At 67.0% G+C, this 4,363-nt stretch carries 4 protein-coding genes; all 4 read left to right on the top strand.

Translation table 11 applies throughout. From position 1 onward, the window contains the following. The first annotated feature begins 268 nt into the window (after positions 1-268). The gene (locus ACFQ7F_RS45405; RefSeq protein WP_383285521.1) at positions 269-1,285 is read left to right on the top strand and encodes a sugar ABC transporter substrate-binding protein; all 1,017 of its coding nucleotides are present in this window, start codon (positions 269-271) and stop codon (positions 1,283-1,285) included. 95 nt (positions 1,286-1,380) lie between these two features. Further along, on the top strand, positions 1,381-2,394 hold the full coding sequence (locus ACFQ7F_RS45410; protein ID WP_383285524.1) for a sugar ABC transporter substrate-binding protein: 1,014 nt from the start codon (positions 1,381-1,383) through the stop codon (positions 2,392-2,394). Continuing rightward, positions 2,391-3,461: an ABC transporter permease gene (locus ACFQ7F_RS45415; protein ID WP_383285527.1), complete on the top strand. Its 1,071-nt coding sequence runs from the start codon at positions 2,391-2,393 to the stop codon at positions 3,459-3,461. The genes ACFQ7F_RS45410 and ACFQ7F_RS45415 overlap by 4 nt, the downstream gene beginning before the upstream one ends. Beyond that, a complete protein-coding gene (locus ACFQ7F_RS45420) occupies positions 3,458-4,285 on the top strand; it encodes an ATP-binding cassette domain-containing protein (RefSeq protein ID WP_383285530.1) in 828 nt (275 codons plus the stop codon). Before ACFQ7F_RS45415 ends, ACFQ7F_RS45420 begins: the two co-directional genes overlap by 4 nt. Positions 4,286-4,363 lie beyond the last annotated feature (78 nt).

A 4,363-nucleotide genomic window follows, 5' to 3' on the forward strand; every position in this document is an offset into this window, starting at 1 on the left:
TTTTTAACCCCACATGCGGCATTCCGTTTTTTTTCCTTTTCTGGTGGGCTGGTTTTTGTTTATATGACACTGGCACTGACGGCCGAATACCTGCCGACCGCGCGACTGTGTGGGGGCCGCCCCTGGTGTTGGGGGGGCCCCGACGCGTGTATACCAACTCGCCAACAGTCGTCAGAATGTTCTGACAAATCCATTGACGCTGCCGCGCGCCCGCCGCTAGAACTCCCCCAGCCGCATTCGGGCGGCCGGGAGAAGAGGTGGTCCCACCATGCGTACCCCTATGCGTACCCCCAGGCGTACAGCCCGCACGGCAGCAGCTCTCCTGGCGGTGATCGCCCTCGCGGCCGGATGCAGCAGCTCCGGCGGCAAGGACGACGAGGACACGTCGGGCGACGGCGGTGGAGGCGGCAAAGGCGTGGACACGCCTCGCCTCAAGATCGCCATGGTCACGCACTCCGGCGAGGGCGACACCTTCTGGGACATCGTCCAGAGCGGCGCCAAGCAGGCGGCCCGCAAGGACAACGTCGATTTCCTCTACTCCAACGACAAAGAGGCCAAGGGGCAGGCCGAGCTCGTCCAGTCGGCGATCGACAAGAAGGTCGACGGCATCGTCGTCACCCTGGCCAAGCCCGAGGCGATGAAGGCGGTTCTCGGGAAGGCCGAGGCCGCCGGGATACCGGTCGTCACGATCAACTCCGGCGGCGAGTTCTCCGCCGACTTCGGCGCGCTGAGCCACATAGGGCAGGACGAGTCGGTGGCGGGCGAGGCCGTAGGTGACGAGCTCAACAAGCGCGGCAAGAAGAAGGCGCTCTGCGTCATCCACGAACAGGGCAACGTCTCGCTCGAGCAGCGCTGCGCGGGCGTGAAGAAGACCTTCAAGGGCTCGGTCGCGAACCTCAATGTCCAAGGTACCGACGCGCCCGGCTCCCAGTCCTCCATCAGCGCGAAGCTCCAGGCCACCAAGGACATCGACGCCGTCGTCACGCTCGGCGCGCCGATCGCCGCCTACTCGGTGAAGGCCAAGGAGGACGCGAAGAGCAAGGCGGAGGTCGACACCTTCGACCTGAACGCCGAGGTCGTCAAGCGCCTCAAGGCCAAGGAGGTCGGCTTCGCCGTCGATCAGCAGCCCTATCTCCAGGGTTACCTCGCCATAGACGAACTGTGGCTCTACAAGACCAACGCGAACGTCCTGGGAGGCGGCAAGCCCGTCCTCACCGGACCCGCGATCGTCACCGGGAAGGATGTGCCGAAGCTGGAGAAGTACACGGCCCGCGGTACCCGATGAACACACGCGTGATCCGCGTGGTCGATACTTGGGCGGCTGGGGCCGGGGATCCGGACCGGCCTCACCGAAGAGCAGAGCTAGAAGGGCACGGCGTCGTGGCAAGGGTTCAGACAGGGGTACGTGCGGTGGGCGCCGTGCTGGTCGCGGTGCTCGGGGTGTCCCTCGCGGGGTGCAGCAGCACCGGCGGTAAGCGCGCCGAGGACGCACGCAAGGCGGCAACGGCACAGGGCAAGGCGGCGGTGAACACGCCGAACTGGACGTTCGGGATGGTGACCCACTCGGGTGACGGCGACACGTTCTGGGACATCGTCCAGAGCGGCGCCGAGCAGGCCGCCGTCAAGGACAACATCAAGTTCCTCTACGCCCACAACGCCGAGGCCCAGCAGCAGGCCCAGCTCGTGGACTCGTACATCGACAAGAAGGTCGACGGCATCATCGTCAGCCTCGCCAAGCCCGCCGCGATGAAGGGTGCCCTGGCCCGCGCCAAGAAGGCCGGCATCCCGGTGATCACCGTGAACTCCGGCTCCGCGGAGTCCAAGGAGTTCGGTGCGCTCACCCACATCGGCCAGGACGAGACGATCGCGGGCGAGGCCGTCGGCGACGAGCTCAACAAGCGCGGCAAGAAGAAGGCGCTCTGCATCCTGCACGAGCAGGGCAACGTCGGGCACGAGCAGCGCTGCGAGGGCGCCAAGAAGACCTTCGACGGCAAGCTGCAGAACCTGTACGTGACCGGTACGAACATGCCCGACGTGCAGTCCTCCATCGAGGCCCGGCTGCAGTCCGACAAGGACATCGACTCGGTCGTCACGCTCGGCGCGCCCTTCGCGGACGCCGCGGTGAAGGCCAAGGACAGCGCGGGCAGCAAGGCGGAGGTCGACACCTTCGACCTGAACGAGAAGGTCGCGGCGGGCCTGAAGGACGGCACGCTCGGCTTCGCCGTCGACCAGCAGCCCTTCCTCCAGGGCTATGAGGCCGTGGACCTGCTCTGGCTCTACAAGTACAACGCCGATGTGCTCGGCGGCGGCAAGCCGGTCCTGACCGGACCGCAGATCATCACCAAGGATCAGGCCGCCGAGCTGGAGGAATACGCGAAGCGAGGGACCCGATGACAGCGACAGCTCCGGCGCCCGCCCCGTCTCCGGGCCCTGCGGACACGAAGACGGACGAGCGCCTCCTGAAGGCCTCGCCGCTGAAGAAGCTGATGGGCCGCCCCGAGCTCGGCTCCGTCGTCGGCGCCATCGCCGTCTTCATCTTCTTCGCGGTCGCCGCTGACAGCTTCCTGCAGGCCAACAGCCTCGCCACGGTGCTCTACGCGGCATCGACCCTTGGCATCATGGCGGTGCCTGTGGCGCTGTTGATGATCGGCGGCGAGTTCGACCTGTCGGCGGGCGTCATGGTGACGACCTCCGCGCTGGTCTCGTCGATGTTCAGCTATCAGATGACGGCCAACGTCTGGGTCGGCGTGCTCGTCTCGCTGGTCGTCACCCTCGCGATCGGCGTCTTCAACGGCGTGATGCTGACGCGCACCGACCCGCCGAGCTTCATCATCACGCTCGGTACGTTCCTGATGCTGACCGGCATGAACCTCGGCTTCACCAAGCTGATCAGCGGCACGGTCTCCACGAAGTCGATCGCCGACATGGAGGGCTTCGCCTCCGCCAAGGACGTCTTCGCCTCGACGCTCACCATCGGCGGCGTCGACTTCAAGATCACGATTCTCTGGTGGCTCGGCCTGATCGCGGTCGCCACCTGGATCCTGCTCCGCACCCGCGTGGGCAACTGGATCTTCGCGGTCGGCGGCGGCGAAGAAGCGGCCCGCGCGGTCGGCGTCCCGGTCGCCATCACCAAGATCGGTCTGTACATGGGCGTCGCCTTCGGCGCCTGGATCTCGGGCCAGCACCTGCTCTTCTCGTACGACGTCGTCCAGTCCGGAGAGGGCGTCGGCAACGAGCTGATCTACATCATCGCGGCCGTCATCGGCGGCTGTCTGATCACCGGCGGCTACGGCTCCGCGGTCGGCGCGGCCGTCGGCGCCCTGATCTTCGGCATGGTCAGCAAGGGCATCGTGTTCGCCGAGTGGAACCCGGACTGGTTCAAGTTCTTCCTCGGAGTGATGCTGCTCCTGGCGACCCTGCTCAACCACTGGGTCCGCAAGCGCGCGGAGGCGACGAAGTGACCACCGACACGACCGACGTCACCGACGCGGTGCCGGACCCCGAGCCCGGCCGCACCCCGCTCGTCGAGCTCGACGACGTCAGTAAGTACTACGGCAACATCCGCGCCCTCGAAGGCGTCTCCCTGGAGGTCCACGCGGGCGAGATCTCCTGCGTCCTCGGCGACAACGGCGCGGGCAAGTCGACCCTCATCAAGATCATCGCGGGCCTGCACCGGCACGACGCGGGAGACTTCCGCATCGACGGTGAGGACGCGAAGCTCGGCTCGCCGCGCGAGGCCCTGGACCGCGGCATCGCCACGGTCTACCAGGACCTCGCCGTGGTCCCGCTGATGCCGGTCTGGCGCAACTTCTTCCTCGGCTCCGAGCCGACGAAGGGCGTGGGCCCCTTCAAGCGCCTGGACGTCGACCTCATGCGCAGGACGACCCGCGCGGAGCTGCTCCGTATGGGCATCGACCTGCGGGACGTCGACCAGCCCATCGGCACCCTGTCGGGCGGTGAGCGCCAGTGCGTGGCGATCGCGCGCGCCGTCTACTTCGGCGCCAAGGTCCTGGTCCTCGACGAGCCGACGGCGGCGCTCGGCGTCAAGCAGTCGGGCGTCGTCCTCAAGTACGTCGCGGCCGCCAGGGACGCGGGCCTCGGAGTGGTCTTGATCACCCACAACCCGCACCACGCGTACCTGGTGGGCAACCGCTTCGTCCTCCTCAAGCGCGGCAAGATGTTCGGCAGCTACGCGCGTGACGAGGTCACCCTGGACGAATTGACCCGCCAGATGGCGGGCGGCTCCGAGCTGGACGACTTGCGTCACGAACTGGAGAAGCGCTGAGCACAGCCCCGTAGGGGCGCGGGGAACTGCGCGACAAGCCACGAAGACGCCGCAGTCGCGTCTGCTCGGTCACCCGGC

Origin of the sequence: Streptomyces sp. NPDC056486 (genome assembly GCF_042795295.1) — a bacterium.
Taxonomy (GTDB): Bacteria; Actinomycetota; Actinomycetes; order Streptomycetales; family Streptomycetaceae; genus Streptomyces.

Excerpts from the sequence above, each read along its gene's own strand:
- ACFQ7F_RS45405 (WP_383285521.1), top strand. The coding sequence starts at position 269 with ATGCGTACCCCTATGCGTACCCCCAGGCGTACAGCCCGCACGGCAGCA.
- ACFQ7F_RS45415 (WP_383285527.1), top strand. The coding sequence starts at position 2,391 with ATGACAGCGACAGCTCCGGCGCCCGCCCCGTCTCCGGGCCCTGCGGAC.